The 25,894-nt window shown below is 38.5% G+C and carries 21 protein-coding genes and 5 tRNA genes; 15 read left to right on the top strand and 11 right to left on the bottom strand.

Translation table 11 applies throughout. The features are described from left to right. The first annotated feature begins 22 nt into the window (after positions 1-22). Both ASU03_RS12845 and purF read left to right on the top strand, forming a co-directional pair. Positions 23-505 (top strand): CvpA family protein, encoded by a 483-nt coding sequence (locus ASU03_RS12845; protein WP_057832156.1) that lies wholly within the window; start codon positions 23-25, stop codon positions 503-505. 169 nt (positions 506-674) lie between these two features. After that, positions 675-2,192: an amidophosphoribosyltransferase gene (gene purF / locus ASU03_RS12840; protein WP_057832155.1), complete on the top strand. Its 1,518-nt coding sequence runs from the start codon at positions 675-677 to the stop codon at positions 2,190-2,192. Between the two features lie 162 nt (positions 2,193-2,354). On the opposite strand, the gene ASU03_RS12835 is transcribed toward purF, so the two are convergent. Together ASU03_RS12835 and ASU03_RS12830 are read right to left on the bottom strand one after the other, a co-directional pair. Then, a complete protein-coding gene (locus tag ASU03_RS12835; RefSeq protein ID WP_057832154.1) occupies positions 2,355-2,954 on the bottom strand; it encodes a Yip1 family protein in 600 nt (199 codons plus the stop codon). Positions 2,955-3,169: 215 nt separating this feature from the next. Then, the gene (locus tag ASU03_RS12830; RefSeq protein WP_057832153.1) at positions 3,170-3,475 is read right to left on the bottom strand and encodes a hypothetical protein; all 306 of its coding nucleotides are present in this window, start codon (positions 3,473-3,475) and stop codon (positions 3,170-3,172) included. A gap of 125 nt (positions 3,476-3,600) precedes the next feature. Here ASU03_RS12830 and miaE point away from each other — a divergent pair, with 125 nt between their 5' ends. Then, positions 3,601-4,362: a tRNA isopentenyl-2-thiomethyl-A-37 hydroxylase MiaE gene (gene miaE, locus ASU03_RS12825; protein ID WP_057832152.1), complete on the top strand. Its 762-nt coding sequence runs from the start codon at positions 3,601-3,603 to the stop codon at positions 4,360-4,362. A 109-nt stretch (positions 4,363-4,471) separates the two neighbouring features. Here the strand turns inward: miaE and lpxH are convergent, their stop codons facing one another. Both lpxH and ASU03_RS12815 read right to left on the bottom strand, forming a co-directional pair. After that, complete coding sequence (gene lpxH / locus ASU03_RS12820; protein ID WP_057832151.1) at positions 4,472-5,221, bottom strand: UDP-2,3-diacylglucosamine diphosphatase; 750 nt, start codon at positions 5,219-5,221, stop codon at positions 4,472-4,474. Between the two features lie 24 nt (positions 5,222-5,245). Continuing rightward, positions 5,246-5,737 carry a peptidylprolyl isomerase gene (locus tag ASU03_RS12815; RefSeq protein WP_057832150.1) on the bottom strand — a complete coding sequence of 164 codons (492 nt, stop codon included), beginning with the start codon at positions 5,735-5,737 and terminating at the stop codon, positions 5,246-5,248. Between the two features lie 152 nt (positions 5,738-5,889). Here ASU03_RS12815 and cysS point away from each other — a divergent pair, with 152 nt between their 5' ends. Further along, positions 5,890-7,299 carry a cysteine--tRNA ligase gene (cysS, locus tag ASU03_RS12810; protein WP_057832149.1) on the top strand — a complete coding sequence of 470 codons (1,410 nt, stop codon included), beginning with the start codon at positions 5,890-5,892 and terminating at the stop codon, positions 7,297-7,299. A 299-nt stretch (positions 7,300-7,598) separates the two neighbouring features. On the opposite strand, the gene folD is transcribed toward cysS, so the two are convergent. Next, positions 7,599-8,453 (bottom strand): bifunctional methylenetetrahydrofolate dehydrogenase/methenyltetrahydrofolate cyclohydrolase FolD, encoded by an 855-nt coding sequence (folD, locus tag ASU03_RS12805; RefSeq protein ID WP_057832148.1) that lies wholly within the window; start codon positions 8,451-8,453, stop codon positions 7,599-7,601. A 310-nt stretch (positions 8,454-8,763) separates the two neighbouring features. Between folD and ASU03_RS12800 the strand changes: the two genes are divergently transcribed. The 11 genes from ASU03_RS12800 (at position 8,764) to ASU03_RS12750 (ending at position 19,107) form a co-directional block, all read left to right on the top strand. Next, positions 8,764-8,840 (top strand) — tRNA-Pro (locus ASU03_RS12800). A gap of 42 nt (positions 8,841-8,882) precedes the next feature. Continuing rightward, positions 8,883-8,959: transfer RNA gene (locus tag ASU03_RS12795), tRNA-Arg, on the top strand. Positions 8,960-8,997: 38 nt separating this feature from the next. Further along, positions 8,998-9,073 (top strand) — tRNA-His (locus ASU03_RS12790). 46 nt (positions 9,074-9,119) lie between these two features. Beyond that, positions 9,120-9,196: transfer RNA gene (locus tag ASU03_RS12785), tRNA-Pro, on the top strand. Between the two features lie 114 nt (positions 9,197-9,310). Next, positions 9,311-9,387: transfer RNA gene (locus tag ASU03_RS12780), tRNA-Pro, on the top strand. 968 nt (positions 9,388-10,355) lie between these two features. Beyond that, positions 10,356-11,663, top strand: a complete 1,308-nt coding sequence (gene tig, locus ASU03_RS12775; RefSeq protein WP_057832147.1) for a trigger factor — start codon at positions 10,356-10,358, stop codon at positions 11,661-11,663. Positions 11,664-11,823: 160 nt separating this feature from the next. Continuing rightward, entirely contained in the window at positions 11,824-12,447 is a 624-nt protein-coding gene (gene clpP / locus ASU03_RS12770; protein ID WP_442855143.1) for an ATP-dependent Clp endopeptidase proteolytic subunit ClpP, read from the top strand. 75 nt (positions 12,448-12,522) lie between these two features. Next, positions 12,523-13,797: an ATP-dependent protease ATP-binding subunit ClpX gene (clpX, locus tag ASU03_RS12765; RefSeq protein ID WP_057832146.1), complete on the top strand. Its 1,275-nt coding sequence runs from the start codon at positions 12,523-12,525 to the stop codon at positions 13,795-13,797. A gap of 241 nt (positions 13,798-14,038) precedes the next feature. Beyond that, entirely contained in the window at positions 14,039-16,387 is a 2,349-nt protein-coding gene (gene lon / locus ASU03_RS12760; RefSeq protein WP_057832145.1) for an endopeptidase La, read from the top strand. 294 nt (positions 16,388-16,681) lie between these two features. Beyond that, a complete protein-coding gene (gene hupB / locus ASU03_RS12755) occupies positions 16,682-16,954 on the top strand; it encodes a nucleoid-associated protein HU-beta (RefSeq protein WP_011044534.1) in 273 nt (90 codons plus the stop codon). Between the two features lie 236 nt (positions 16,955-17,190). Then, complete coding sequence (locus ASU03_RS12750; protein WP_057832144.1) at positions 17,191-19,107, top strand: SurA N-terminal domain-containing protein; 1,917 nt, start codon at positions 17,191-17,193, stop codon at positions 19,105-19,107. Between the two features lie 164 nt (positions 19,108-19,271). Here the strand turns inward: ASU03_RS12750 and ASU03_RS12745 are convergent, their stop codons facing one another. The 6 genes from ASU03_RS12745 to pspF are packed head-to-tail and all read right to left on the bottom strand — an operon-like array spanning position 19,272 to position 25,763. Then, positions 19,272-20,048 (bottom strand): peptide ABC transporter ATP-binding protein, encoded by a 777-nt coding sequence (locus tag ASU03_RS12745; protein WP_057832143.1) that lies wholly within the window; start codon positions 20,046-20,048, stop codon positions 19,272-19,274. Between the two features lies 1 nt (position 20,049). Beyond that, the gene (locus tag ASU03_RS12740; protein WP_057832142.1) at positions 20,050-21,084 is read right to left on the bottom strand and encodes a peptide ABC transporter ATP-binding protein; all 1,035 of its coding nucleotides are present in this window, start codon (positions 21,082-21,084) and stop codon (positions 20,050-20,052) included. Then, a complete protein-coding gene (locus ASU03_RS12735; protein WP_057832141.1) occupies positions 21,084-21,977 on the bottom strand; it encodes an ABC transporter permease subunit in 894 nt (297 codons plus the stop codon). The genes ASU03_RS12740 and ASU03_RS12735 overlap by 1 nt, the downstream gene beginning before the upstream one ends. After that, positions 21,967-22,995 (bottom strand): ABC transporter permease, encoded by a 1,029-nt coding sequence (locus ASU03_RS12730; protein WP_057832140.1) that lies wholly within the window; start codon positions 22,993-22,995, stop codon positions 21,967-21,969. Before ASU03_RS12730 ends, ASU03_RS12735 begins: the two co-directional genes overlap by 11 nt. Position 22,996: 1 nt before the next feature. Then, positions 22,997-24,652: an ABC transporter substrate-binding protein gene (locus ASU03_RS12725; RefSeq protein WP_057832139.1), complete on the bottom strand. Its 1,656-nt coding sequence runs from the start codon at positions 24,650-24,652 to the stop codon at positions 22,997-22,999. Then, a complete protein-coding gene (pspF, locus tag ASU03_RS12720) occupies positions 24,642-25,763 on the bottom strand; it encodes a phage shock protein operon transcriptional activator (RefSeq protein ID WP_057832138.1) in 1,122 nt (373 codons plus the stop codon). The genes ASU03_RS12725 and pspF overlap by 11 nt, the downstream gene beginning before the upstream one ends. Between the last annotated feature and the right edge of the window lie 131 nt (positions 25,764-25,894).

Genomic DNA, 25,894 nt, shown 5'->3' with positions numbered 1-25,894 from the left:
AACTCAACGAGACACTCAAGTTATGGTTTGGATAGATTACGCCATTTTGGCCGTTATAGGTATATCAACACTGGTTAGTTTGGTACGAGGCTTTGTCAAAGAAGCGGTATCTTTAGTGATTTGGGTCAGTGCATTTTTCATAGCCAGTACTTTTTATGCCAATCTTGCCAACCTGTTAACCAATATTTCTGATCAATTCTTGCGCAATGCCGCAGCCGTTGCCATTCTTTTCATTACTACCTTAGTGCTTGGTGCTTTGGTTAATTATCTTATTGGGCAGTTGGTCAGTAAAACTGGTCTTTCTGGTACAGATCGTATATTAGGTCTTGTTTTTGGCGCCCTTCGTGGGGTACTCATTATCAGTGCCATGTTGTTTTTTGTCGATGCTTTTACCGGTGCGGCAAAAACACAGTGGTGGCAAAGCTCCGAATTAATCCCTGAGTTTACTTTGGTGGTTGAATGGTTTTTTGAGTATCTTAAACAGTCATCAATTTTTTTAAGTTAGTTGTTACTCGTAACGGCTAAGTTCATGCGGAGTAACTCCGTATACTGTAATTTATAAGATATTATTTCAATATCCTATAATTCAATATTTATACGATGGTTCATACCATCCTGAGCATAGCGCTTTAGCTAAATAAGTATTGTAAATATTTTTTTGTGGAGAGAATTTTATGTGTGGTATTGTTGGTATAGTCGGTAAAACCCCTGTTGGTCAGTTTATATATGACGCATTAACTGTACTTCAGCATCGTGGTCAAGATGCTGCAGGTATTGTAACCATTCATAATAATACCTTCAGATTGCGTAAAGGAAATGGCTTGGTGAAAGATGTTTTTCATACCCGCCATATGCTCCGTTTACAAGGTGATATTGGCATTGGCCATGTTCGCTATCCTACCGCTGGTACTTCTAGCTCTTCAGAAGCACAACCTTTTTATACAAACTCACCGTTTGGCTTATCATTAGCACATAATGGTAACTTAACGAATGCTGATGAATTAAGAACATGGTTATTTAAGGAAGCCCGTCGACACGTTAATACTACTTCAGACTCTGAGGTTTTACTAAACATCTTAGCGCACGAATTACAGCAAGGTGATAATATTGTCCTTACCCCGGATGATATCTTTACGGCAGTAACTAATCTTCATAAACGTGTTCGTGGCGCTTATGCAACTGTCGCCTTGATAGTTGGCTACGGTATGATTGCCTTTCGTGATCCTAACGGTATTCGTCCTTTAGTATTTGGCAAGCGAGAAACTAAAGAAGGTGTTGAGTATATGGTGGCTTCTGAATCCGTAGCTCTTGATGCCTGCTCTTTTGATTTTGTCCGTGATATAGCCCCGGGTGAAGTTATATTCTTTTCTGAAAATGGTCAAATTCATAGCCAGCAATGCGCTGAAAATCCGGTTTATAGCCCTTGTATTTTTGAATTTGTTTATTTTGCCCGCCCTGATTCTACCATGGATAAAATGTCTGTTTATGCCGCTCGTGTAGAAATGGGCACTAAGCTAGGTCAGAAAATCGCGGATGAATGGCAGGATCTTGATATTGATGTTGTTATTCCTATTCCTGAAACTTCTTGTGATATAGCCTTACAAATTGCTCATCATCTTAACTTACCTTATCGTCAAGGTTTTGTTAAAAACCGTTATATTGGCCGTACCTTTATTATGCCAGGTCAAGAACAACGCAAAAAATCTGTTCGTCAAAAACTTAACGCTATTACCACAGAGTTTAAAGGTAAAAATGTTTTACTGGTAGACGATTCTATTGTTCGAGGAACTACTTCTGAACAAATTATTAATATGGCGCGAGCTGCAGGTGCCAATAAGGTCTACTTCGCTTCTGCTGCGCCTGAAGTTAGGTTCCCAAATGTCTATGGTATCGATATGCCAAGTGCTAATGAATTAATTGCTCATGGTCGTGAATTAGATGATATTTGTAATTTAATTGGCGCCGATAAACTAATTTATCAATCTCTTGAAGATTTAATTAGCGCGGTAGGCTCAGGTAACCCAGAAATTAAATCGTTTGACACTTCAGTCTTTGATGGTAATTATGTGACCAATGATATTGACCAAGCTTACTTAGAGAAGCTAGATGCGTTACGTAATAATAGCAGCAAAGAAACCTCAGATAAAAACGCTGATTCAATAATTGATATGCATAATGAAGGGGCAGAGTAGTTCCTATTACTTATAAGTAAGGAGTGAAATTCAAACTCTTCAATAAAAATTGCTAAAAAAGAAGCCTTATTTCTATAGCAGAGATAAGGCTTTTTTATTTATAGTTTGTCTACATTAATATTTCTAGTTCAATATTCTCTAGTTGAAAGTTGTCTAGGTTAGTTAAGGGACAAATTCTGGCCCAAATCCCATAGTCCACATCATTGCGGTAAGTCCCATTAAGGCGACTAACAATACTAACCCGCAAGTTACTACTGAGCTTGAATAGATAAAGCCTTTTTCTTCTGGGATGTTCATCATGATAGGTACGCCTGAATATAACAAATAGATTGAATAAACTACGGCGGCAAGGCCAGCAAGGGTGACAAACCATAGTACCGGGAATAAAGCGGTAATACCTACCATAAATAATGGGGTCGAGGTATAGGCAGCAAGTTCAAGTGCTTGCACATAATCAGGTTTTGAGTCAAAAGTTTTCGCCATCCACTGAATCAAATAAGCTAAGGCGAACACGCCAGATATTAAAGCGAAATACATGCTCACCGCCATAATTTTAGCACTTTCTACGCTTATTTTAATAGGGTCACCTACACCTATGGTCCAGCCAATGTAAGCCGTAGCATAATAACAACATATTGCAGGGATTAGCGCTATGGTTAAAATATGCATTAAACTATAACTTAAACTTTCGTGGCGTTTTTCGATAACATGCCATTCTTCTTTAGGGTGAGTGTATAATCCCCAGATGTGGTTTAGTATCATAATCATTCCTCTCGCACGTAAATATTCGGAAAGTACTTTTTAGTCTAAAAAACAACAATAAATAATTAAGCCATCAGTACTCTTATTATTACTTCTTTATTTATGAAAGATATAAGATGATTCGTCAAGTGTTGCTGTAAAAATAAACAATAAAACTCTATCAAAAGAGCTTTTAATACTTTTATGCGATAAAGAAAAAGACTGCCAGTTGATTACTAACTAATTTTGATACGCACAACCGACATGATCTCAATATTGAAGCCAGCAATGTTCTCACTTTCAGGGTAATAAGTTAAATTGACTCTTTGTCCCTGCAAATTTTTGTAACGCTTTTTACGTTTGTATTTGAACGGCACATCAATAGTATCTAACATCAGAGTATTGATTATCCAATCATCACACTCTCGCTGCACATGAGAGTTCACTTTCATGTTTTCACTATGCACCAATTTTTCATGCTTTTTCACCAGTTTTTCAGTGGCATTTTTTTTGCTAAGCGTTTTTTTTATAATAGAAGGCATAAAGTTGCTCTATGTAAGGTAAAAACAGATTTTGCTAGTATCTCAAGAAATAGGCTTTTAAAATAGCGTAATAAATCAAATTTATTCAAACGAGCTCCCTAGTTATATAGAGCAGAGATAAACAGATGACCGAAGTAGAACAACTATTAATACCCATATTAAGCTTTTTATCATGCGAAACACCTGAAACATGGGTAGATGAAGCGAAGAAAGCAGAAAATTTACCGATAATTTTACGCGACCATCTAGCTTGTGAGCTTAAAGCCGGACAAACTGCTATGTTTCTTCTGCGAAAGTATGCCATTGATAAAGCCAGTCACAAGGTGTTATTAGCATGGTTTGAACCTTATGAAGACTTTCTATATAGAAAAAAGGGTGACTTAGCGTCTCTTGCTAATAAAAACAACCTCTCTAAAGCTATCCTGCCTAAAAATGATTCGCCGTATAGCCAAGATCTTATTGATAAAATGGTGCTGTTAATTAAAGAGGAATTGCACCACTTTTACCAAGTCCTAGAGATTATGGTTAAGCGAGATATTCCTTTTGATGGTATCACTGCTGGTCGATATGCCAAAGGTATGCTCAAACATGTAAAAACTTTTGAGCCCGATGCCTTGGTTGATAAATTAATTATTGGTGCCTTTATTGAAGCACGTTCGTGTGAGCGTTTCGCTAAGTTAGCGCCACATTTAGATGATGACTTAAATAAGTTTTATGTTTCGCTGTTACGCTCAGAAGCCCGTCACTACCAAGATTATTTAACATTGGCTAAACAAGTAGCAGGGCAGGATATTAGTGAGCGAGTAGCATACTTTGCCAACGTTGAAGCTGAGCTTATTTTATCGCCTGATGAAGACTTTAAGTTTCATTCTGGCAGGCCGGTTTAAGCAATTGTTACCGCTTTAATGCTAATCGATAAAATAATAAGTTAAGGTGTATTGTCCGTTATTGTCGGGATAATAATTTAAACGATGCGATATGAGCAGGGGTTAGTATTTACGAAGTTAATGCTTGATTGAGTAATTCAATAGAGTTAGGTGTTACTTTTAGCCAAGCCCCCTGTTCGTACCAATCACCTAAGACAATACGTTGCGCGCTTTCGCCATTGGCGATAATTTTATGTACTGCAGGTCTATGTGTATGACCATGAATTAATAACTGGCTTTGGTAATGTTCTAGGCAGGCAATCACCTCGCTACCGGTAACATCCATTATCTCTTGTGATTTCACCGCCGTAGCGGCAGCGCTTTTTTTTCTATAATTAGCAGCCATATTTTTTCGAACAAATAATGGCAGACTTTTAACAATGGTTTGCCACCACCAAGAACGGGATTTTTTACGAAATTTTTGGTAATCAATGTCACGTGTGCATAAGGTATCACCATGCATGATGACCACAGGTTGACCATAAAGATCGATAGTATCGATTTCAGGTAGCAGCTGCATGCTTGCTTGTTTAGCGTAACGCTTACCGATAAGAAAATCTCTATTACCGTGAATATAATAAACCTTGGTACCACATTGGCTGAGCGTAGTGAGCGCAGCAGCGATAGTTTTAAGGTAAGGGCTATCATCATCATCGCCAACCCAAGCTTCAAACAAGTCGCCTAGGATATAAAGCTTTTCAGCATTAATCGCATCATTTTTTAAAAAACGTAAAAAACAGGCGGTTATATCCGGCCTGTTTTCACTTAAATGTAAATCAGCAATAAAGTAAGTTATTGCTGGCTTATTACTTGTTGTCATAATATTGATAAGGACTAAATTGACTTATTCAACAATGGCCGATTCGATTAATATGTCATCTTTTGGCACATCACCGTGGCCTTGTACATTACCCGTTTCTACTAACGTCATCTTATCAACTATGTCCATACCTTCAACAACTTCAGCAAAAACACAGTATCCCCAGCCTTGGGTGTTTTCAGCAGTGAAATCAAGGAAGTTATTATCTGATAAATTGATAAAGAATTGTGATGAAGCGGAATGTGGCTCTTGAGTACGCGCCATTGCTAAAGTACCGCGTTTATTGCTGACACCGTTGTTTGCTTCATTTTTAATATTGGCGCGAGATTCTTTTTCTTCTAAACCAGGAATGAAACCACCGCCTTGTGCCATAAAACCTTTAATTACCCGATGAAATATTGTGCCATCATAGTGACCTTCTTCAACATATTGCTGAAAGTTTTTTGCGGAAATAGGTGCGTTATCGAAGTCTAATTCAATTTTAATATCGCCAAGGTTGGTTTTTAGTATGATCATAATTATCTCTTGTTAAGTTTTAATAAATTAATTGCCACAATTGTACGCTAACTTGCTATAAAGTGCATTAGTCTTGATGATCCTTTAGATTTGTTCAGGTACAATCTACCGCCTAATCAAATAAAACTACTCAGTCGGAGTCATAAAACCTTATGTTGCAGATATACAACACTTTAAGTCGTAAAAAAGAAATCTTTACACCAATCAATGCAGGTAAAGTCGGCTTATATGTTTGTGGTTGCACAGTTTATGACTTATGCCATATAGGCCATGGTCGCACCTATATTAGCTTTGATAATATTGCTCGTTATCTACGTTTTTCCGGTTATGAAGTGAATTATGTCCGTAACATTACGGATGTTGAAGACAAGATAATTAATCGTGCCAAAGATAATAATGAAACAACTGAGGAATTAACTGAGCGTACCATTGCGGCAATGCATCAAGATTTTGATGCACTTAATATGCTTCGACCTGATTTGGAGCCGAGAGTAACCACACACATGGATGAAATCATTACCATGATTGAAACCTTAGTGGCTAAAAAACATGCTTATGTTGCTGGTGATAACGCTAAAGTTACTGGGCAGGGCGACGTCTTGTTTGCGGTGGCTAGTTATGCGAACTACGGTAAACTGAGTGGGCAAGATCTGGAACAATTACAAGCTGGCTCCCGTGTCGAAGTGGATAAAAATAAACATAATCCACTTGATTTTGTCCTATGGAAATCGGCTAAACCGGGCGAGCCAAGTTGGTCATCTCCTTGGGGCGATGGACGTCCTGGTTGGCATATAGAATGTTCAGCCATGAGTGCCAAAGAGCTAGGTCATCACTTTGATATTCATGGCGGTGGCTCTGACTTAACCTTTCCTCATCATGAAAATGAAATTGCACAAAGCTGTTGCGCCCTAGACACTGCTTATGTCAATTACTGGATGCACACAGGTATGGTGCAAGTCGATCAAGAAAAAATGTCTAAATCATTAGGCAACTTCTTCACTATACGTGACGTATTAACGCAATATGATGCTGAAACTGTGCGATTTTTCTTAACGACAGGTCATTATAGAAGTCAATTAAACTATTCGCTAGATAACTTAACCCAGGCGAGAGCATCAGTAGAACGAATTTACACTTCGCTACGAGATGTAAATATTGAAAGTGATTATGTCTTAGATAAAAACTCAAACTTTGTTAAGCAGTTTTGCCAAGCCATGGATGATGATTTCAATACACCACAAGCATTGGCAGTGTTTTTTGAGCTATCAAAAGAGTTAAACGTGGCTAAAGCGGCCAATAATGAAGCCTTAGCAAGTGAGTTGGCGTCAACATTAGTTGCTCTTGGTGATATTGTTGGCTTATTACAGCTTGATCCTGCAGCTTTCTTACAAGGTGAAAACGATAATGACGAAGTTGCTGTAATTGAAGCGCTTATTGTACAGCGTAATCAGGCACGTATTGATAAAGATTGGGCACTTGCTGATGATGCACGTGACAAGCTTAATGCGATGAATATTGTGTTAGAAGATAGCGCCGGTAAAACCACATGGCGTAAAGCTTAAAGTACTTTAGCGTGGTTAAATAAAGCACTAAGCACGAAGCATTAAACAATAAAAAAGGGTGAATACTATAAAGTATTCACCCTTTTTTGATGTCTAAGCGTAAATAAATATATTTTATTATACCATTTTCATTAAGTTTTTGATCTTGTTGTGCACAGGAAAACATTTCAGGACAAGGCGTTCGATTGAGCAATAGCTGGCTATTGGGATTGAGAACAACGTAGTCTTGGGGTGTTTTAACCAGCACAAGTGGGCAATAACTTACTGAAATTGGTATTAGGTAGAGTTAACGCTAGCTATTAATGCGTCGCTTGCTCACAAGCTATTAGGGTGTTTTCAATTAAGCTCGCCACTGTCATCGGACCCACACCACCGGGTACAGGGGTGATAAATGAGGCTCTATCTTTAGCCGTATCAAAGTCTACATCACCAACCAACTTACCGTTAGCTAAACGGTTAATACCAACATCTATCACTATTGCGCCTTCTTTAATCCATTCACCCGGAATAAAACCAGGTTTGCCAACGGCGACGACAATAAGGTCTGCATTGCGCACTTTACCTTCTAAATCTCTAGTAAAGCGATGCGTTGTTGTTACCGTGCACTTGGCTAGTAACAGCTCTAAACCCATAGGTCGACCGACAATGTTTGAAGCGCCAATAACAAGTGCGTCTAAACCTTTAGTTTCAACCCCGGTTGATTCAATGAGCGTGATGATGCCTTTTGGTGTGCAGGGTCTTAGACCGGGTTGTCTTAATACTAACTTACCGACATTAGAGGGATGAAAACCGTCAACATCTTTACGTGGATTAATATGCTCGATAATTAAGTCGGCATTTAAACCTTTAGGTAAAGGCAGTTGTACTAAAATACCATCGATAGCATCATCATTATTTAATTCAGTTACCAAGGCTATGAGCTCTTGCTCAGAGGTAGTGTTTGGTAAGTCATAAGAGCGGGAAATAAAGCCTACTTCATCACACGCTTTGCGCTTACTGCCGACATAGACTTGTGAAGCGGGATCACAACCTACTAATATAACGGCTAAACCAGGCACTCTTTGACCGTTGTTAATGCGCTGGGTAACTTTCTCTTTAACTGAATCTCTAAGTTGTTTGGCAATTGCTTTGCCATCGATTAATGATGCTGTCATAACTCTGGTGTAGACCCTAGATTTAAGTGATAAAAACGCGGTTATTTTGCCATAAATTACAGCTCTATTGTAGGTTTACTTTATATATTGGTTAAATGTGTCGCTCGATAGCGACAAAATAATGCTAATACTTTCGCTGTTTAAATAAAGCGCAAAAGCAAGCCACCTAGCTGAACTATTCAGCGACTTGTATCAAAAGTGAGCGAACAGTTATTTTTTTATAAAAAAGGTTTGACTGAACGTAAGCAACTCGGTAATATCCGCACCCGTTGAAACGAGACAGTTTACTGCTTGTTAAAACAGCATAAATCGGTGATTAGCGCAGCTTGGTAGCGCACTTGGTTTGGGTCCAAGGGGTCGCAAGTTCGAATCTTGCATCACCGACCACTTTTAACTTTTAGTTGAAGTGATATGCCTATGTAGGAAATTGCGCCCTTAGCTCAGCTGGATAGAGCAACGCCCTTCTAAGGCGTGGGTCGCAGGTTCGAATCCTGCAGGGCGCACCATACTTATACTACAAAGTATAAGTATAAAAATTGTTATGGTGGCTATAGCTCAGTTGGTAGAGCCCCGGATTGTGATTCCGGTTGTCGAGGGTTCAAGTCCCTTTAGCCACCCCATCTTTACTTTATTAGTGTCTACTAATGAAATATTGAGAGAATATGTCGGTGATTAGCGCAGCTTGGTAGCGCACTTGGTTTGGGTCCAAGGGGTCGCAAGTTCGAATCTTGCATCACCGACCACTTTCTTTTTCTGCAATATATATAAAGTCTCTATTTAATACTCTCAATAATATTTCACTAAGGCTAAAGTTAAAATCTTAACAGCTTTGCTATTGGAATATTGACAGCATATATCGGTGATTAGCGCAGCTTGGTAGCGCACTTGGTTTGGGTCCAAGGGGTCGCAAGTTCGAATCTTGCATCACCGACCACTTTCTATCGTTAACTAAACTGCTAGATAATACTGCATTTAATATTTAAGCTGAACTCTTGTTAATAGCTAGTTAAAATCTTGGATGATATTACTTAAGTTTTTCTAATCGATTCACTTGTGGTTATTTTATTGACGGCGAGTTTTGTGACAATAGCGGGCCTATTGCTGGTGAATTTAACGAGGAAATTAGTAAAGTGGCGGTTAAAGAAATAAGTATTAAGATAAACGCCGACTACTTAACCTCTATTCGAGCTACTTATTATAAAGTAAAGTCTCCTCTACATTTCTCATGCTAATTTTACTTTCCGTGTGTCGATAGTTAACTCTAAAAAATCTTTATTGTCTAAAATTTCCCAGTCAGATCCCCGTACAACTTCAAGATGTAATATTTCGTAGCAATTAAAAAACTTTAAGAAAGGCATTTATTATAAATCAAGGCTTGTTCAGGATAATTGCTCCTGCATTATCTAATAAGGGACTCCTGTTCCGTCTGCATTCTTTATTAAGCTGCATCCATGCAGCGTCCTTATATTAACAGTAAGGATGAAGTGCTGTTGCTCAAATGCTTCTTTGAGGGGGTTAAAATGACTTTATACCGCGTTAAATAATCAAACCATAGAAGTGACTATGCTTTAATTATTTCCCTGCCTAAAGCCATTTTAATTGCCACTGAAATCCTGCACTTTAATTGGTAACGGGTATATACCTTGCGTTGAGCTGATAAAATCATGCTTATTGGTAGGTGCTAATTTATAAAAATGTTAGCTAATTATCGAGGAATGAGGATGATTTATTTAATGGTTAAAACTTACACCTTGCAACTTTATTTTGCTCTAGCTATAATTTAGCGTCATATTTTTGTAACAGGGCATCATTTTGTCACAAATTTGGTAATAATTACCAAAGATGTAGACTATTAATTGGTGCGTAAAAAAGCGTTATACGCTAAGTTTTTGAGGTATTTAAATGCAAGTTTCAGTTGAGACTACCCAAGGTTTGGAACGTCGTCTGACTATTTCTGTTCCGGCCGAAAAAGTAGATGTAGAAGTTAAGAATCGTCTTCGTCAAATGAGTAAAACACAGCGTATTAACGGTTTCCGTCCAGGTAAAGTGCCAGCGTCAGTTATTCAAAAACGCTTCGGTAAATCAGTACGTCAAGAAGTTGCTGGTGAAATAATGCAGCGTAATTTTGTTGATGCTATTGTTGCAGAAAAAATCAATCCAGCAGGTCGTCCTTCATTTGTTGCTAAAAGCAATGAAGATGGTAAGGCATTCGAGTTTGAAGCAACGTTTGAAATATATCCTGAAGTTGAATTAAAAGATTTAGATAAAATTACTATCGAGCGTCCACAAGTGGAAGTGACTGATACTGATTTAGATGAAATGTTTGTTACGCTGCAAAAGCAACACCAAACATGGAAAGAAAACAATCGTAATACCAAAATGGGCGATAAGTTAACACTTGATTTTACTGGTCGTGTCGACGGTGAAGACTTTGACGGCGGTAAAGCTGAAGGTTTTGAATTAGAACTTGGCGCTGGTCGTATGATCCCTGGTTTTGAAAAAGAAGTTACGGGCATGAAAGCCGGTGATGAAAAAACTATCAAGGTCACTTTCCCTGAAGATTATCATGCAGAAAACCTTAAAGGTAAAGATGCAGAGTTTGATATTGTTGTTCATAAAACTGAAGCTCCAGAGCTGCCAGAAATCGATGAAGCCTTTGCAAAGCTTTTCGGTATTGAAGATGGTGGTGTTGAAGCTTTACGTGTTGAAGTAAGAAAAAATATGACACGTGAATTAACACAAGCCGTTAAAGCGAAAGTTAAAACACAAGTACTTGATGGTTTATTAGCCGGACATGACGTTGATTTACCAGCAGCACTTGTCACTCAAGAAGTAGATGTTCTACGTCAACAAGCGATGCAACGTTTCCAAGGAAAAATGGACCCTAAAAACCTGCCACAACTTCCTGCAGAAATGTTTACAGAGCAAGCAGAACGTCGCGTTAAAATCGGTTTACTTTTAGGTGAAGTCATTAAAGTAAATGAACTTAAAGTTGATGAAACTAAAGTAAATGAACTAATTACATCTGCGGCCTCAGCTTACGAAGACCCTAAAGAAGTTGTTGAGTATTATGCTAAGAATAAAGAACTGATGCAGCAAATGCAAAATGTTGCTTTAGAAGAGCAAGCCGTTGAGCTTTTAGTTGAAAAAGCTAATGTTGCTGATAAAAAATCAAGCTTCAATGAGATAATGAACCCAGAAGCTAAATAATATTAAGTAAAGCTGAAGTTTATCGCAGTTTTGCATTGACAATAGACTCAGCAATCGCTTAAATTTAATGGCTTGTATGGCAACATACGGGCCATTATATTCATTAAGGGAAGGTATACTCTTGTTTAATTCTCAAATTACATCACAAAGTTCATTTCAGATTTCATCACAAAGCAGTACTACAGGTATCGAAAGCACATTAGTGCCTATGGTTGTAGAGCAAACCCCTAAAGGTGAACGTTCATATGATATATACTCAAGGCTGTTAAAAGAACGGGTAATCTTCCTTTGTGGCCCAATTGAAGATCATATGGCTAACCTGATTATTGCGCAGTTATTATACTTGGAGTCTGAAAGCCCAGATAAAGATATTTTTCTTTATATAAATTCACCCGGTGGTTCAGTCACTGCAGGTCTGGCAATTTATGACACGATGAAATTTATCAAGTCGAATGTCAGTACTGTCTGTATTGGTCAAGCGGCAAGTATGGGCGCTTTTCTATTATCCGGTGGTGAGAAAGGCAAACGATACTGTTTGCCAAACGCCCGGGTGATGATTCATCAACCTTTAGGTGGTTTCCAAGGGCAAGCATCAGATATTGAAATTCATGCTAAAGAAATTTTATACATAAAAGATAAACTTAACAGATTAATGGCTGAACATACTGGCCAGACGTTAGAACAAGTTTCTCAAGATACCGACAGAGATAATTTTTTAAGTGCTGAAGCTGCGGTTGAATATGGATTAGTTGACTCTATATTAGAACAACGTGATGATAAATAAGATTTCGGTGTATACTTAGCAGTGTAGATCGAGAAATAAATGGATTTATTAGTATTATAAGTTTAGAGGTAGGGCATGACCGATATTAAAAGTGGTGGCGATAATGGTAAATTACTTTACTGTTCATTTTGTGGCAAAAGCCAACATGAAGTACGTAAATTAATTGCTGGTCCATCAGTCTTTGTTTGTGATGAATGTGTAGAACTGTGTAATGACATTATTCGCGAAGAAATTTCTGAAATTTCGCCAAAAGAAAGTAAGGAGGCATTACCTTCTCCTATGGAAATCCGAGAAAAGCTTGATGAGTATGTTATTGGTCAAGATCACGCGAAAAAAGTATTAGCGGTAGCCGTTTATAATCACTATAAACGTCTGCGTAAAGGTGATAATCATAATGGTGTTGAGCTGGGTAAAAGTAACATTTTACTTATTGGACCAACGGGTAGTGGTAAAACGTTATTAGCACAAACCCTGGCTCGATTACTGGATGTGCCATTTACTATGGCAGATGCAACCACGTTAACCGAAGCTGGTTATGTGGGTGAAGATGTTGAAAATATTATCCAAAAGTTATTGCAAAAATGTGATTACGATGTGGAAAAAGCACAGCGTGGTATTGTTTACATTGATGAAATTGATAAAATTTCACGTAAATCAGATAACCCGTCTATAACCCGTGATGTTTCAGGTGAAGGTGTACAGCAAGCCTTATTAAAGCTTATTGAAGGAACGATTGCCTCCGTTCCACCGCAAGGTGGGCGTAAGCATCCGCAGCAAGAGTTTTTACAAGTTGATACCTCCAAGATCCTCTTTATTTGTGGTGGCGCGTTTTCTGGTTTAGATAAAGTGATTGAACAACGTTGTCATACAGGTACGGGGATTGGTTTTGGCGCTGATGTGCGTGGTAAAGATCAGGAAAAATCTTTAACGGATCGTTTAGCTGAAGTTGAACCGGAAGATTTGGTTAAATATGGTTTAATTCCTGAATTTATTGGACGTCTACCTGTGTTAGCTACATTACGTGAACTGGATGAAGAAGCCCTTATTCAAATACTGAAAGAGCCTAAAAATGCTTTAACTAAGCAGTTTACTGCCTTATTTGAAATGGAAAATGTTGAGCTAGAGTTTAGAGAAGATGCTCTGCATGCCATAGCTCGTAGAGCCATGGCCAGGAAGACGGGTGCTCGTGGTTTACGTTCAATTGTTGAAGCCGTTTTACTCGATACCATGTATGAATTACCATCAATGGATAATGTCAGTAAAATTGTGGTCGATGAGAAGGCCATCAATGGTGAAAGTCAGCCTATTGTTATTTATGACAGTAAGAAAGAGAAAGTTGCGGCTAAATAATTTTTAGCACTGTTATCTCGCTTAACAGAAAATATATTATCCTCAACAAGTATATAATTATTACCTTTTATAATTACTTACTTGTTGAGGATTTTTTGATCTTATCGCTTAAAACAAGTGAGTTTGGCTATTATTTTTTATCTTTTGTTGAAAGTTAACAGCCTAGCCCCATATAGTTTCTATAGCTTTATTTTTATATTAATTTTATATCAATTAAAACAATTCCCAAGAAGAGTAACCAATGAGTAAAGAATTATCTGGTGTCGTTGAGATCCCCGTTTTAGCCTTAAGAGATGTGGTTGTTTACCCTCAAATGGTTATCCCCCTTTTTGTCGGTCGTGAAAAATCCATCCGTTGTTTAGATTTAGCCATGGAGCAGGATAAACAAGTATTTCTTGTTGCACAAAAAGATGCCGCAATAGATGACCCTAAAGCGGAAGATGTATACAGCACAGGGACAGTAGCGACCATTTTACAAATGTTAAAGTTACCCGACGGTACGGTAAAAGTTCTGGTAGAAGGTTCTCAGCGCGCAAAAATAAAGAAATTCATTGAAACGGATGAGTATTTTAGCGCAGAAATTGAATATATTAAGCCAAATACAGATCTGGGTGACGATATTGAAGTATTAGTCCGCTCAGCAATTTCTCAATTTGAAGGTTATGTAAAGCTTAATAAAAAAATCCCACCGGAAGTGCTCACTTCGGTATCAGGCATTGATGACCCTGAACAACTTGCCGATACTATGGCCGCGCATATGCCTCTTAAACTGGCTGACAAACAAAAGGTTTTAGAAATTATTGATGTTAATGTTCGATTAGAGCATCTGATGGCATTGATGGAAGGGGAGATCGACTTACTGCAAATTGAAAAGAAAATTCGTACCCGTGTTAAAAAGCAAATGGAAAAAAGTCAGCGTGATTATTACTTGAATGAGCAAATGAAAGCCATTCAAAAAGAGTTAAATGAGGGCGATGATACTCCTGATGAGCTTGAACAAATGGCTAAGCGTATAGAGAAGGCGAAAATGCCGAGTGAAGCGAAAGAAAAAACTATAGCTGAGCTGCAAAAGTTGAAAATGATGTCGCCTATGTCAGCAGAAGCAACTGTGGTGAGGAGTTATATTGACTGTATGATCAATGTACCTTGGACAAAACGCAGTAAATTAAAGCGTAATCTTACTGTTGCCGAAGAAGTACTTGATAAAGATCATTTTGGCTTAGATAAGGTTAAAGAGCATATTTTAGAGTACTTAGCCGTACAACAACGTGTAAGCCAGTTAAAAGGTCCTATTCTCTGCTTAGTTGGACCTCCTGGTGTTGGTAAAACATCGTTAGGTCAATCCATTGCTAAAGCCACTGGGCGAAAATATGTGCGCATGGCATTAGGTGGCATTCGTGATGAAGCTGAAATCCGAGGTCATCGCCGTACTTATATTGGCTCGCTGCCAGGTAAGTTAATCCAGAAGATATCAAAAGTAGGTGTGAAAAATCCTCTTTTCTTATTGGATGAAATAGATAAAATGTCTTCTGATATGCGTGGTGATCCTGCCTCTGCTTTACTTGAAGTGTTAGATCCAGAACAAAACACCACGTTTAATGATCACTATTTAGAAGTTGATTATGATTTGTCTGAGGTTATGTTTGTTGCGACATCAAATAGTATGAATATTCCAGCGGCATTGTTAGACCGTATGGAAGTTATTCGATTGTCCGGCTATACCGAAGATGAAAAATTAAATATTGCTAAAAATCATTTACTCAATAAGCAAATTGAGAGAAATGGCTTGAAAGCTAAAGAAATCGACATTGATGACAGTGCTATTATTGGCATTATCCGCTATTACACCCGTGAAGCAGGGGTACGTAATTTAGAGCGTGAAATTTCTAAATTATGTCGTAAAGTGGTGAAAGCAATTTTACTTGATAAAAAGTTAACTAAAGTCACCATCAATCAAGAAAATCTTAATAAGTTTTTAGGTGTGCAACGCTTTGACTACGGCAAAGCCGAGGATAAGAACCGTGTTGGCCTAGTAACGGGTTTAGCTTGGACTCAAGTTGGCGGCGAGCTACTGACCATAGAAACGGCCTCTGTGCCAGGTAAAGGTAAGTTGACTTATACCGGTTCCTTGGGTGAGGTTATGCAAGAGTCTATCCAAGCCGCTATGACAGTGGTGCGAAGTCGTACTAAGAAATTGCGTATCAATGAGGATTTTTACGAAAAACGTGATATCCATGTTCATGTACCTGAAGGGGCAACACCAAAAGATGGTCCAAGTGCGGGTGTTGGTATGTGCACGGCATTAGTGTCAAGCCTTACCGGAAATCCAGTAAGGGCAGACGTAGCCATGACCGGCGAAATCACCCTTCGTGGTGAAGTTCTTGCCATTGGTGGTTTAAAAGAGAAGTTACTTGCAGCTCATCGCGGAGGTATAAAAACAGTCATTATACCCCATGAAAACGAACGTGATTTAGAAGAAATCCCGGAAAATGTTAAAGCTGAATTGTCTATTCACCCAGTAAAATGGATAGATGAGGTATTTGCCTTAGCGCTTGAACACCCAGTAGAACAATGGAAAGTGGAAAAGTAATTTGTTCAATGCTTGGTCTTTTTTGATGATTTATATCAAAAAAGACCGGAAAAGTTAAAATAATTGCCCAAAATAGCAATTTTCCCTTTGCAAACGCTGAAACTATGGTAAGTTATCTACGCTTATATCGCTAGACCCCTTATTCGCTATGTTATATAGATGAATTGACGGGAACTAGAGAGCAAAATATTTTCTACACTCAACGCTTCAAGGAGTCTATCGAAATCATATTTCAATTGACTGCATTAATAAAAAGGATAGCGTTGTATAATAACAATTGAAGGGGTATACACTGTGAATAAATCTCAACTAATCGAGAAAATTGCTGCTGGTGCAGACATTTCAAAAGCTGCTGCGGGTCGTGCATTAGATTCATTTATTGGCGCTGTAACTGATGAGTTAAAAGACGGCGAGCAAGTTGCTCTTGTTGGTTTTGGTACTTTCTCAGTACGTGACCGTGCTGCACGTACTGGTCGCAACCCTCAAACGGGTGCTACTATCCAAATCGCTGCTGCAAAAATCCCATCTTTCAAAGCGGGTAAAGCATTAAAAGACGCATGTAACTAGTCACCTATTTAGATTAAGTTATACCGCGTATCAGAAACCACCTTTTAGGTGGTTTTTTACTTTATACCCGGAATAAAAATAAAAACATTTTAATTAATTTGCATTTAATTAATTTTGTGCTTCAAGCAATGTTATTCATCTGTTAAAATCGCGAGCAACTTTGATTTATATCAATTAATCTACTTGCTATAAATATACCTAAGCCTAGTTTTTTAGGCATAAAAAAAGAGACAAAAATGTTAGAAGAGATTCGTGAAAAATCGCAGGGATTGACTGCTAAAATTATTCTTGGTTTGATTATCCTAACCTTCGCTGTCGCAGGTGTTGGCAGTTACACCAACTCAGTTGATACATCAGTTGCTACCGTGAATGGTGAACCCATTAGCTTACAAGCATTTAATAAAGCTTATCAAGCACAGCGTGGCCGCATGGAACAACAATTTGGTGGCATGTTTGATACCTTATCTAATGATGAAAATTATATGGCTAACTTTCGTCAAGGCGTTTTAGATAGCCTCATTAACGAAAAGCTTATCGATCAAAACAGCGAAGCCTTGGCTATTCGTGTTTCTGATTTGCGTTTAAAAGAAACTATTCGAAATATGCCTGAATTCCAAGTTGACGGTGTGTTTGATAATAATCGTTATCTAGCTATCATCAACCAAGCTGGGTTCTATCAATCATCTAATTTCCGCGATTATTTAAGAGTTGAAATGACTCGTCGTCAATTAAGCCAAGCATTAGTTAATACAGAGTTTAATTTACCTTACCAAGAAAAATTGCAATTGGCGTTACAAAACCAAACGCGTGATATCCGTTTTGCTACCATTTCAGCACAACAGTTTAAAGCGACAATTGAATTAACGGATGAAGAAGTAAATAATTACTATTTAGCCAATCAAGCTCGGTTTGAAAATAAAGAACAGGTTAAAGTTGACTATATCAGCCTAAATGTTGCTGATATTGCTAAAGACATTAATGTTACTGATGAAGCGTTAACTAAGTATTACCAAGAGAATTTAGCTAGCTTTACTGAAGTAGAACAGCGCCGTATTTCTCATATTCTGATTGAATTCACTGATGGCAATGTTGACGATGATGCTGCTAAAAAGCAAGCTCAAGCGGTATTAAGTCGTCTTGAGCAAGGTGAAGATTTTGCCGCATTAGCGAAAGAAGTTTCTCATGATAGCTATAGTGGTGAAAACGGTGGTGATTTAGAATGGTTAGATCCCGGTGTGATGGAAGAAACTTTCGACCAAGCAGCATTAGCATTAATTAATGTTGGTGATATGAGTCCTCTGGTTACTACTAGTTTTGGTTATCATATATTGCTGTTAACTGACTTTAAAGCTGAAGCCGTGCAAGAATTTTCTGAGGTACAAGCTGAATTACGACTTAAATTAAGCAACGAGCAAGCACAAGATACATTCTTTACTTTACAGCAAGAAATGGCGCGTATTAGTTTTGAATTTCCTGATAGCTTAGAAGATGCTGCTGCCGAGGTAAATGTTGCCATTCAAACATCTCCTTGGTTATCAAGTCGTGGTAATAGTGTTCCTTTTGATCAAGTAAACGTTATTGAAGCCGCTTTTTCAGACATGGTTTTACATGACAATATGAACTCTGACCTTATTGAAGTTAATGATGATGTTGCCCTTGTACTACGCCTCAATACCTTCCAAGCTGCGAATATTAAGCCTTTAACGGAAGTGGCCGCGCAAATTAAAGATATTTTAGTTAATCAAAAAGCTACTAAGAAAACTCAACAAACTGTTGATGATTTATTGGCCGACTTTAAGGCGGGTACTGATATTTCTACTCGATTAACCGCACTTAATACTAGCTTTGTTAGTAAAGAGAAAGTTGCTCGTTATAGCGCTGTCATTGATCAAAGTATCAGTCGTGCTGCGTTTGTATTACCGCACCCAGTCAAGGGTGTTGTTTCAGCATCTACGGTAGCCTTAAGTAATGGCGATCTTGCCTTAGTTGAAGTTACGGGTGTTGATGTCAGTGAATCTGCGGCCAATCCGAATTTAGCACAACAACAAACGTCTCAGTTAGCACAGTCTGCTTACCAAAGCTTTGTTAACTCGTTAAAAGTGGATGCTGAAATAACTCGCAAACAACTGACTGAACAGGTGTCAGTTTATTAACAGCTAACACCGTTAGTGACTGAAGGTGACGAACGCTGACTAAAAAGCCAATAGCAGTATTCTGCTATTGGCTTTTTATTATGTTTTATTTAGTGAGTGAAGTTAATCTGCTTAAAGTATTGGCGAATTGAAGTAGGTGACTAAGTTAAGCGCATTATCTATATTTACTTTATTTGGAAATTCTGGCTCATCATCAGCTTTTGCGTCACTTTATGTTGGGGATTACGCATGATCTCAATGGTTTTTCCTGACTCAACTACCTTGCCATGGGACATGACTAGTACATCATCACTGAAATGACGAACAATGCCCAAATTGTGAGAAATTAAAATATACGCTAAGCCCATCTGTTGTTGTAAGTCGAGTAATAAGTTAATCATTTGTGATCGTAGTGAGGGATCTAAAGAGGCTAAGGCTTCATCTAGAATGATAACCTGTGGCTGTAATATGATCGCTCGAGCGAGAGATATTCGTTGTTTTTGCCCGCCTGAAAACATATGAGGATAAAAATTCATATGATCTCCCAGTAGGCCAACCTTTTGTAAAGTCAGACGAATAAGCTGACGCCGCTGTTTTTCGTCTAAATCAGTATTTAGTGTCAAGGGTTCGTCGAGTAGCTCTTGAATGGTTAAACTGGGGTTTAAGGTGGTGCCAGAGTCCTGAAATATCATCCGGATCTGTTGGCATCTTTGTTTAAAACGTTGGTTTTGTAGTAACTGACCATTGAGGTATATTTTACCCTTGCTTGGGGGTTCAGCCCCTACTAATATCTTTGCTAAGGTCGATTTACCCGAACCATTTTCGCCAACAATTGCTAGAGTCTTTTTTGCTTCAATGGTAAACGATACCGGTGATAAGGCATTAAACTCTCGTTTATGATACCAGTAGCCTTTTAATTTATACGATTTCGCTATTTCATTTACCTCTAATAAAACACTCATCTTAGTCTGTACCTTTTACTGGTTTGTGCTTTACGGGCTCTTTTTTTACTGTTTCACGAAGTATCGGGAAGTGACAACTTACTTTGTGACCATGAAAGTTACTCACTTTGGGCGCTGAAACACAGGTTTGCTGAGCTCTTGGACATCGAGGACCTAGCCGACAACCAATAGGTAAATGTTGTAAAATTGGAATACTACCAGGTAAGGTCATTAATCTCGACTTAGCGGGTAATTGCAGATTGGCTTTAGTACTACTATCAACTAGAGCGCGGGTATAAGGGTGCATAGGTTGATTAAATATTTGTTCTGTGGTGCCCGCTTCAACAAACTGACCGCTATACATTACTGTGATAGTGTTGGTCCAGTGGGTGATTTTTTCTAAATCATGGCTGATCAATAAAATAGCCATATTTTTTAATTGATTTAAGTTTGCTAATAATCTAAATATTTGCCCCTGATTGGTACTTTCCATAGCCGCTGTTGGCTCATCGGCAATCAATAACAATGGTCGGCCTGCCAAGGCGATTGCTATCATAACGCGTTGACAAATTGCCTCGGTGAGCTGATGTGGGTAACTACTAATACATTGACTATGCTTTTTAATACCCACTTTATGAAGTAATTTTATCACTGCTTCTTTGCGTTGTTTATTACGTTGCCAAAAATAACCTGATAATTGTGAAGTATCAATTGCTTCACTTAATTGTGCCCCTATCAACGTGGTGGGGTCTAAGCAGCTCATGGGCTCTTGAAATATCATTGCTATATCACGACATAATAATGTTCTACGTTCATCGATTGTTAGCCGTAATAGGTCGATGCCACGCCAATGAAATCTGTCAGCATGGACACGCCACTTATCGTCTAACACCCCGATAATGGCTTGCGCCAATAATGATTTACCAGAGCCTGACTCACCCACTAAACCCCGTATTTCACCTTCCTTCATTGATAAGCTCACTCTATCAACTGCCAATATTTTCCCGTTAGGTGTATCTAGTTCAATGGATAAATTTCTAATATCGAGTAAGTTCATTAGTTTTCCTTACGCAACTTGAGGGCGTGGCGAATACCTTCACCCACTAAGTTAGTGGCAACTACGGCGAATAATATCGCTAGGCCAGGTAAATAAACCGTCCATGGCGCTATATAAAATCGCTCAAGGCCATTGGCTAAAATAGCTCCCCATTCAGGTAAGGGGATTTGTGCCCCTAGCCCTAAAAAGCCTAGTGTCGCGATATCTAATATTGCCGCAGATTGCGCAAGTGTTGCTTGACTCATTAAGCGCTCAACAATATTAGGGAATACTGAGTAGTACAAAATACGGAAATTACTGGCACCATCAAGGCGCGATGCTAAGACATAATCTTTTCTAAATTCTTCTTTTACCGCATAGCGGGTTATGTGGATAAATTGCGGGATAAAGACTATAGCGATTGCCCAGACAGTGTTACTGATGCCAGGGCCTAAAATGGCGACAATAATAATGGCGAGTAATAGCGATGGGATAGAGAGTACTACATCGAGAAAGTGGTTTAAAAAACTGGATTTAATACCTCGAGTTAACGCGGAGAGTGAACCAATGACCACGCCTATTACTAAAGAAAAAAACACCACAATAAAACTTAAACCAAAGGTAAGTGAAGTGCCATACATGAGCCGAGACAGCATATCTCTGCCAAGCTCATCGGTACCTAACAAATAACTTACATTGCCATCTACATGCCAAGCAGGAGGCAATAAAATCATATCTAAATTGCCGTCCACTGGCGAGTAGGGTGAAATAATTGGTGCGAAAATAGCTAATAAAATAAGTAAAATAAAACAACAGAAGCCAACCATAGCGACGGGAGTTTTACGAAAAATCCTCCACAACTGCATAAAAGGAGAAGGAAAAACTTCTTCAAGGTATATTTTTTCACGAGCCATATTTATTACCTCGGGCTAATGGATTGAGCGCCGCATAGATAAAATCTGTTAAAATATGAATAATAAATATAAAGCATGACAGCACTAATAAACCGCCTTGAATTGCGGTGTAATCGCGCTGATATATACTTTCTATTAGCCATCGACCAATGCCAGGCCAACTAAAAATAACCTCAGTTACCATGGCGATGGTGACCAAATTGGCAAATTGTAAACCCACATGTCGTATTATTTTGATCAGGGCATTACGTATGGCGTGGCGAAAAATTATTTGTTGAAAGCTTAATCCTTTAGCACGAGCAGCTCTGATATAACTGGCGGCTAATACTTCTATCATCGCGGCACGCGATAAGCGAATGAAAATAGTCGCGGGTGCTAGGGCTATGACACATGCGGGGAGAATGATATGGGCACTGGCATTACTAAAAGCTTGCCATTTATAGGGGCTATCACTTAATAAAATATCAATAAACTGGATGCCAGTAACAAACTCTATTTCAAACAGTAAGCTAATTTTTCCTGCTGAAGGCAACCAACCAAGGCCGATGGAAAAGACAAGTATAGCCAGTAAACCTAACCAAAAAACAGGAATGGAATAACCAAGCATAGCTAAAGATAATATCACATGGTCACTGGTTTTATTGTGTTTGATCGCGGCAATAAAACCTAAAGGAATACCGACTATCATAGCAATAAGTAAAGCTACTAAGCTGAGCTCTATGGTTGCCGGCAGTAATTCTATAATCTCTTTGCTAATGGGCGATTGGCTGGCCATAGATTGACCAAAATCACCATTAAGGATATGAGTTAAATAAGCGCCATATTGATTAACTATGCTCTTATCCATTTGGTAAGCTTGATTAAGTTGTGCTAATTCGCTTACCGTAGCATTAATTTGACCAGAATGATTAATAACGGTATCACCCGGAAATAAAAAACTTAAGCTAAATGATAATAAAGTTAGCACTAGCATAGTAAAAATAAATAAGCTGATGCGTCTTAAGGTAAAAGTCAGCATCTTAGTTACTCACCTTGTTAACCATGTCATCAGCTTTGTTATTGGTATTTATTTTAGCCGCTTGATAAAAACTGATACCACCAAAGTTTGACAATATATCACCTACCACATCGGTACCACGAGCTTGATAGCGCTTTGAGTGAGCAATGGGTAATAAAGGCATTTCTTCATTAATTATTGCCATAGCCTGAGCATAGTAACGCTTTCTTTGCTTCATATTGGTTGTTTTAAGCGCTTCTTGCAGTAGTTGGTCAAATTCTTTATTACACCAAAAGGTCCGGTTATTACCCGTTTCGCTGGCCGAGCAACTTAGCATTGGTGTGAAAAAATTATCGGGTTCTGGCGTATCGGCATTCCAGCCTAATAAAAAACTTTGGTGCTCACCCAAGGATAAGCGACGCAAGAAGGTGCTCCACTCATAACTGACAATCTTCACCTTTACGCCAATTTTCTTTAAATCAGCTTGGATAAGCTTGGCCATGGTTAAGGCATTTGGATTATAGGCTCTTTGCACTGGCATTGCCCATAGGTCCATAGTAAAACCTTGCGCATAACCGGCTATTTCTAATAGTGACTTAGCCCGAACAGGATCATACCCTTGTTCGGGAGTATTGGTGTCATAAGCCCATGATGTTTCAGGTAGTATTGATTTAGCTCGGGCTGCTTTAGAGTGGTAAACGGTATCAATGATCGCCTGCTTGTTAATAGCTAAGCTGATGGCTTGGCGTACTAATTTATTATTAAAAGGCTCTTTTTTAGTATTAAAACCAAAGTAACCTACATTTAATGAGGTAATCGACTCCAATATCAAGTCAGTTCTTTCTGCAATTTTTGCATGGGCTATAGGGTAACTACTGACATCACATTCTTTGGCTAACAGTTTAGTTAAGCGACTGGTTCTACTCAGTGTTATATCAAAAACAAGTTGTTCAATCTTTGCTTGTCCTTGCCAATATGAATCATGACGGTAAAAACGAATTAATGAACCGACCCGATACTCTTTGAATTTAAACGGTCCGGTACCAATGGGCAGTATATCTATTTTATGCGGTGTACCTTTATTGAGTAGTTTTTCACCGTACTCAGCCGATAATATTATCGCATAATCGGTGGCTAAATTAGCTACAAAGGAGCTGTCGCTTCGTTTTAAAATAAAGCGTATGGTATAATCGTTGATTTTCTCAATTTTCTCAATTAACTCGGTAAATTTTGTACTTTGGAAAAAAGGGTACTGGCCACCAGATACTTGATGATAAGCATGGTTTTTATCTAAAATTCGATTAAAGCTGAATAAAACATCATCGGCATTAAGTAATCTTGTCGGGGTAAAGTAGCTCGTTTGATGAAAGCGTACATCTTGACGTAAATAGAAGGTGATTTTTTTACCGTCACGAGTAACATGCCAAGACTTAGCCAGGGAAGGGCCCAAGGTGTTATTTTTCCCTTTATAAACAATTAGGCTGTTATAAAGCTGTTTAGATATGGCGTCAGTCGTTGTTCCTGAGGTACTAAGCTGAGGGTTAAACGTTTCTGGCGAGCCTTCAGAGCAATAGATAATACTGCGCTCACTTAACGATAATTTATTACCCTCGTTACATCCAACGAGCAGGCTAACAAAAGCAGAAATAAGTAAAGGGAGTGTTGGCTTAAAGCTCATCGTTAATACTGCCATCAAGCAAGTTATATTTTTTTAGGTAACCTCTTAATTGATGATACGTTAATTTCAATGCTTCCGCGGTTTTCTTTTGATTAAATTGACAATGTGCTAACGCCGATTGTATTAACTCTATTTCATAATCTTGTGATAATGATTTTAAGGACTGGGGAAACTGTTGCGTCACAGTTTTAGTGGCTAGCTTAGCACTTGTTGGCTTAGTCGTAGCGGTTAGTTGACTTGTATCGCTGGCCACACTCTCAGTTGCAGCGACAATGTTACCGCTGAGTGTTTTGATTCTGTCATGGGTCTTATTGCTTTGCCTAGGTCTATAAGGAGAGTCGAAAGGGTCTATGATCAATTCGTGTACGGGCAAATGTGGATTATTACCGCGATAAACGCTGCGCTCAACCACATTTTTCAACTCACGAATATTACCAGGCCAAGGATATTCAAGCAGGCTACGTTTGGCTTTTTCGGTAAAACCACTAAATAATTCAAAATCAAGCTCACGAGCCATGTTGATAGCGAAGTGCTCTGCCAGCATCATAATATCATCTAAACGCTCTCTTAACGGTGGTAGCGTGATAACATCAAAAGCTAATCTATCTAATAAATCGGCTCTAAATTGTCCCGATGCCGCTAACGTAGGCAAATCTTCATTGGTTGCCGCCACCAAACGAACATCGGTAGTAATAGTTCTTGAACCACCAACACGCTCAAATTCACCGTATTCAACGACACGTAATAGCTTTTCTTGAATGAGGCCAGAGGTATTAGCAATTTCATCTAAAAATAGTGTGCCTTTATCTGCACGTTCAAATCGTCCTTCATGACGTTTATTTGCACCGGTAAAAGCGCCACTATCATAACCGAACAATTCTGTTTCAAGTAAATTTTCATTTAAAGCCGCACAATTAAGTTTTATATAATTTTGTTGCCAGCGTTTAGATAGAAAGTGTAAGCGGGCAGCGACCAGCTCTTTACCTGTGCCTCGTTCACCAATTATCAGTACGGGTTTACTCAAAGGAGCAATTTGAGATATTTGCTCTAGTACTTCTAAAAAATTATTTGATTGGCCCAGAAGATTATCTTGTTGGTTAAAACGCGCCATAGTAAACTCAAATGTTGGTTTATTTCACTAACAAATAGTGTATTTTATTACTTAGTCGGTTGAAAGTCTTTTTTAAATAAATAATAATTCTATTTAAAACAGTATGTTATTATTGTTTTGAAAGTTGGCGT

Source organism: Colwellia sp. TT2012, assembly GCF_001440345.1.
Classification (GTDB): Bacteria; Pseudomonadota; Gammaproteobacteria; order Enterobacterales; family Alteromonadaceae; genus Colwellia.
Note: the sequence above shows the minus strand (reverse complement) of the source record. Positions and strands in the feature narration are given on the sequence as shown.